Source organism: Orenia sp., assembly GCF_055140805.1.
Map to the genome: position 1 here is coordinate 1 of NZ_JBSQYM010000178.1, position 5116 is coordinate 5116.

Below are 5116 nucleotides of genomic sequence, written 5' to 3' on the forward strand. Positions count from 1 at the left end.
AGATGTGTATAAGAGACAGTCATGGAATAAATTAACATGTTAGGTTAATTTGAATATAATAATGTATATTAAACTAAAGAAAGGGGTGATTTGATGGGAATGTATCGCCGTCCAAGACCGCCAAGACCAAGACCTCCACGACCTGGTAGATGTCCTAGAGGAGCAAGAGAATATGTAGTTAGAAGAGGAGATACTTTTTATACGATAGCACGAGACTTTAATACAACAGTAGCAGAATTAAGGAGATTAAATCCAGGTGTCAATTCAGATAAGTTAAGAGAAGGACAAATTATCTGTGTTCCAAGTAGAAGAGAATGTCCATACTATTAGACTGAGATTAGAGGGAGAAATATAGTAGTGAATAGGAAGTTTAAATTATAATAAGCAATAAAATCATTAGGATTTTATTGCTTATTATAATTTATAAATAATTTATCGACACTAATAATTATAAAGAATTTCTGTGTTATATTCAGATTTCTCTTTCTTTTTTAATTCTATTAATAGTTCTTTAGTAAATCCTCCTAGTTTATAGCTATCAATTGCATCTAAGTCTACCCAAGCATACTCTTGTGCTTCTTCATTTAATATTACATTATATGAATCGGTTTTACAGATGTAGTCGATAAATATGAAGTGTTTTTGTTTATGAAAAGTATCACTATAGATACTCTCTTTTAAACTGATTAGCTTGATATCATATATTTCTAACCCTGTTTCTTCTAGAATTTCTCTTTTTAGAGCATCTTCTATACTTTCACCTAATTCAATGTGTCCACTAGGAATTACATATTTATTATCCCACTTATCTGATTTACATAGAAGTATCTTATTATCAGGGTTAAAGATAATAGCTCCAACAGTAGGTTCAGGGTATGCCAATTAGATCACTCCTTTTATCTTTGTTAGTCATAAAATTTATAACAGCTATTTATTAGCTAAATTTAGTATCCTAAATTTTGATCAACTATAATAATCTTAATTCTGTCCTTTTTTAGCTGTTTTTTGATTATTGTGATGTTATTACATATTCTATCTTTTGAATTACAGTCTACACAATAGCCAACTTTAGTGCAGGGAGTATTTTTATTAAGTCTTTTGGCATCAATAGGGGCTGCTATATTCTTAACTCTATTTTTAGCTTCCTCTAAATCTTTAACTATTTTATTCTTTCCAGCTACAATTATAACTTGTTTTGGTCCAAAGATCATTGCAGCCACTCTATTGCCGTACCCATCAATGTTATATAATTCGCCTTCTTCTGTAATTGCATTTGTACTACATAAAAAGAAATCAGCACTGAAAACATCTGAATAAAGCTGATCTTTCTCTGCTCTTGTTATATTTTCTTGATATTTATCTAAGAAAATATAATCTTCTTGTCTTAACAGATCGATAATACCAGTTTCAAATAAAGTCATCGAATCTCCAACTCCAACAACAGAACCCTTTGGAATAAGTTCGTTTACTTTAGTGAGCAACTCTTTGCGGGTTTTGACATAAAAGCCCTGCATATTATTATCACTTATATTATCTAATAATCTTCTTATTTGTAAATCATGGTACCATTTAATGTTTTGATCCATTGTTTTATCTTCCTCCTGAGTATAAAGTTATTAAGATTATTATAACTTGTATAAAATATTTTAGCTAATCGCATATTAGGATAATTGAGTATTAATTTGATAAGTCCTCCAAATCATCTTTTTCTATAAATTCAAGCTGTTTTGATAATGTGTTCTTTATAGGACAATCTAAAGTTTCTGCAAAAGCTCTAATTAGCAAAGCAGCAACACCTTTAGCTTTCAAAGGGACTGCAAAAAATCTAAATATCTTATTATGTAATTTTTCTAACCCTGTTCAATTCTCTACTATCAAAATTTCATTCTTTAAAAATAAGGTGTGATCGGGGCGTTTCATCTTTTTTGAACTATCGATATTTAACGTATCTATTCCCACAAGTTTTACTTCTTTAGCGATTAAATATTCTATTAATTCTTCTGATATATAGGGATATGAATTGTATTTATCTTTACCCCAATATTTATCCCATCCAAAATTAAATAACACTGCTTTACCTTTCAACTCTAATATATCATCTCTTCTTTAAGACTTTCTTACTTTTCACCTCTCCATACCATTAAATATTCTTTTTCCTTTAAACCTTCAGCTAATAACTCTTGTTCTATAATGAATTCATTGTTAGAGTAGAAGTTATAAGCTTTCTTGTTCTTCTTAAAAACCTTTAATTCTATATAATCTCTATTCCTTTTGACATGGTCCAATAGCCTTTTTCCATAACCTCTGCTTTGAAAGCTGCTAGCAACAAATAGTGCTGCAAGATAATTATCTACCATTGAGATAAATCCTCGTAGTTGATTATCTTCCTCTATCACGTAAGTATCAGATAGTGGAATATAGTTTTCTTTCATATCTTGCTGTGATGCTTTCCAATACTCTTTATCAATAAAATTATGGGCTTTCAAGGATACTTCATACCAGAGCTGAACTATTTTATCAAGGTCATCTTTATTACTCTTTCTTATCATCAGCAACTCTTCCTTTCTTTAGTAAAGTCAAGGTCTTAAGTTATTTCTATATTCATAAATCCCTATCTTGTAGGAATGATAGGGATTTATGATAATATAGTCTCTATTATTTAGGGTTTTTAGAATTAAGTTAAAATAGCTATTTCTTTAGATTCCATTTTCAAACTCAAGGCTATAGTCAGTTACTTGAGATAAATAACCAGCAGTAGTTATCTTAAAAGACTTAGTCTGATTATCGGCAAAATTATTAAGCTTGATATAACTACTTCCAACAGAAGATCCTGATTCATTATATAATCTAATAATAAAAGTAGTTAATTGATAGTCTTTACCAGTCTGATTAGTCAGCTTACCAGTGATATTGATTCTGCCATTATTTCCTTTTAGTTTGATATCTTTGTAGACAAATCCAGGGTTTATGGTCTTTTCATCCTCATCTTCTGTTAGATTATTAGATATAGATTTTTTGGATATCCAGCCCTCAACCTTGACCTTAATCCATTTATCAGTTGAGCCAATTATCTCAACTTGAGTATTTTTAGGAAGGGTGGTTATAGCTCTTCCATTTGGTTCAATTCTTAATTTCTCTTGCTTTACTTTAATGAAGAAAAGTTGATTAGCCCAAACTGTCAGTGTTATTAATAGGGTTAATAAGATCATAGATAAGATTATCTTATTTTTAATATTAATCACTTCCTTTTGTTATTTTAATTTATTTGCAATAATTTCTAAAAAGATGTGAGGAATAATTGAACTAAGAATTTGATATTTATTAAAGTAGACCTCCCAATTTTAAGAGGTCTATTATTGTTGATTTTAAATATATCTCTAAAATCCTAAGACTCTAATCTGATTAAGTAGAGGGTCAACAGGACCTTGCATTGAAGATTTCTGCTCTTTTAATAGATTGATATAGTCAATAATTTCCTCAGTTATTCGTTCACCAGGAGCAATAATAGGTATTCCAGGAGGATAAGCCATTACTGACTCTCCACTGATTTCTCCTACAGAGTCTTCAAGGTTTATCACCTTTTTTCTACTATAAAAGGCATTTCTTGGTGAGACTATTACTTCTGGAATAATCAACTCCTTTTCAAAGAAAGGATCATAAGCTTCTTTAGAGTACTTTTCTTTAATATCTTCTAAGGCATTGATTAGTTTATCGATACTTTGATAATCATCACCTAGTGAGATAATACAGAGTATATTATATAGATCTGCCATCTCTATCTGAATATTATACTTGTAATATAGAATATCTCTAAGCTCATAGCCTGTCAACCCAATATCTTTAACATAAATTCCTAGCTTAGTCTCATCAAAGGCAAAAACCCCATCATTTCCTACTAGATCGGGACCAAAGGCATAAAAGGATTCCAGATTATTGATTTTTTCTCTAGCATACCTTGATACCTCTAATACCTTTTTTAGTAAATTATCACCCTCAAGAGCTAATTGTTTTCTAGCTACATCGATTGAAGATAAGAGAATATGAGAAGGACTGGTAGTCTGAATTAGATTTAAATAAGTTCTTACAATATCAGCATCGATAGATTTATTATTGACCATTAGCAAAGAACTTTGTGTTAAGGAGCCACCAGTTTTATGTAAACTCATTGCTATTATATCAGCCCCTGCTTTAATAGCACATAGGGGTAAGTCACTATGAAAACGGAAATGAGACCCATGGGCTTGATCCACTATTACATAAAGTCCATAGGAATGGGCAATCTCAATTATTCTTTTGATATTAGATGCCACTCCATAATAAGTGGGGTTAGTTAATAATAAAACTTCTGCTTCTGGATTCTGTTTGATGGTCTGTTCTACATTTTTAGGGGTGATCCCCATAGCAATTCCTAGTTTATTATTATATTCTGGTTTAAGATAGATAGGAACTGCACCGCTAAGAATTAGACCTGCTGTAATTGATCTGTGGACATTGCGAGGGAGTATGATCTTCTTATCGCTCTTACAGAGGGTCATTATCATCGTCTGTAGCCCTGAAGTGGTGCCATTTACTAAAAAAAAGGAGTTTTCAGCTCCGTATAAGTCGGCAGCTAGTTCTTCGGCCTCCTTAATTACACCTGAAGGATTGAAGATATTATCAAGTTCAACCATAGCATTAATATCCATTTCAAAGACTTCTTTACCTAGATGTTCTCTAAGTTCTTCAAGTCCTTTGCCTCTTTTATGACCAGGTACATCAAAGGGGGTTATTTTTTTATCTGTAATCATCTTAATAGCACTAAATAAAGGTGTTCTACTTTGATCAAGTTCCATCAATAATCATCCTTTCGATATTATTTAATTCCTCTAAACAGTATATCCCATAAAATGTAGTATATCACTATTATCTGATAAAATTGTTTGTTAGTCAAAAATTATCTTTTTTATTATTACTGATTGTGGTAATATTTATTTAAAATTAACTAGATCTTTAATATTAGAAAGTGTTGGTTAATGGATATATTGCGACACTTTTAAAATTAGCGTGAGTGGGTGTGTGAGTGTGAGTAAACCCCAATAAAAAGAAGTTTTACACACACTCACACTCATAGCTCACA

Annotated in this window: 8 protein-coding genes; 1 reads left to right on the forward strand and 7 read right to left on the reverse strand. The window is 30.9% G+C overall.

Annotated features, from left to right (window positions below; genetic code table 11):
- Window positions 1-93 precede the first annotated feature (93 nt).
- Window positions 94-330, forward strand: coding sequence for a LysM peptidoglycan-binding domain-containing protein (locus ACTCDL_RS13770; RefSeq protein WP_463178001.1), 237 nt, complete (start codon window positions 94-96; stop codon window positions 328-330).
- Between the two features lie 111 nt (window positions 331-441).
- Here ACTCDL_RS13770 and ACTCDL_RS13775 read toward each other — a convergent pair whose 3' ends face one another.
- The 7 genes from ACTCDL_RS13775 to ACTCDL_RS13805 all read right to left on the reverse strand — a co-directional run bounded on the left by ACTCDL_RS13775 (window position 442) and on the right by ACTCDL_RS13805 (window position 4832).
- Window positions 442-882: an NUDIX domain-containing protein gene (locus tag ACTCDL_RS13775; protein WP_463178004.1), complete on the reverse strand. Its 441-nt coding sequence runs from the start codon at window positions 880-882 to the stop codon at window positions 442-444.
- Between the two features lie 62 nt (window positions 883-944).
- Entirely contained in the window at window positions 945-1586 is a 642-nt protein-coding gene (locus tag ACTCDL_RS13780) for a lactate utilization protein (RefSeq protein ID WP_463178008.1), read from the reverse strand.
- Window positions 1587-1677: 91 nt separating this feature from the next.
- Window positions 1678-1809 (reverse strand): hypothetical protein, encoded by a 132-nt coding sequence (locus ACTCDL_RS13785; RefSeq protein ID WP_463178012.1) that lies wholly within the window; start codon window positions 1807-1809, stop codon window positions 1678-1680.
- 51 nt (window positions 1810-1860) lie between these two features.
- Window positions 1861-2085 carry a cyclase family protein gene (locus ACTCDL_RS13790; protein WP_463178015.1) on the reverse strand — a complete coding sequence of 75 codons (225 nt, stop codon included), beginning with the start codon at window positions 2083-2085 and terminating at the stop codon, window positions 1861-1863.
- 32 nt (window positions 2086-2117) lie between these two features.
- Window positions 2118-2549: an N-acetyltransferase gene (locus ACTCDL_RS13795; RefSeq protein WP_463178017.1), complete on the reverse strand. Its 432-nt coding sequence runs from the start codon at window positions 2547-2549 to the stop codon at window positions 2118-2120.
- 147 nt (window positions 2550-2696) lie between these two features.
- A complete protein-coding gene (locus tag ACTCDL_RS13800; protein ID WP_463178019.1) occupies window positions 2697-3242 on the reverse strand; it encodes an FxLYD domain-containing protein in 546 nt (181 codons plus the stop codon).
- A gap of 135 nt (window positions 3243-3377) precedes the next feature.
- Window positions 3378-4832 carry an aminotransferase class I/II-fold pyridoxal phosphate-dependent enzyme gene (locus tag ACTCDL_RS13805; RefSeq protein ID WP_463178021.1) on the reverse strand — a complete coding sequence of 485 codons (1455 nt, stop codon included), beginning with the start codon at window positions 4830-4832 and terminating at the stop codon, window positions 3378-3380.
- Window positions 4833-5116: the final 284 nt, after the last annotated feature.

Bases quoted from the DNA above. Each gene is read 5' to 3' on its own strand.
- ACTCDL_RS13770 (WP_463178001.1), top strand. From the start codon at position 94: ATGGGAATGTATCGCCGTCCAAGACCGCCAAGACCAAGACCTCCACGA.
- ACTCDL_RS13780 (WP_463178008.1), bottom strand. From the start codon at position 1,586: ATGGATCAAAACATTAAATGGTACCATGATTTACAAATAAGAAGATTA.
- ACTCDL_RS13795 (WP_463178017.1), bottom strand. From the start codon at position 2,549: ATGATAAGAAAGAGTAATAAAGATGACCTTGATAAAATAGTTCAGCTC.
- ACTCDL_RS13805 (WP_463178021.1), bottom strand. From the start codon at position 4,832: ATGGAACTTGATCAAAGTAGAACACCTTTATTTAGTGCTATTAAGATG.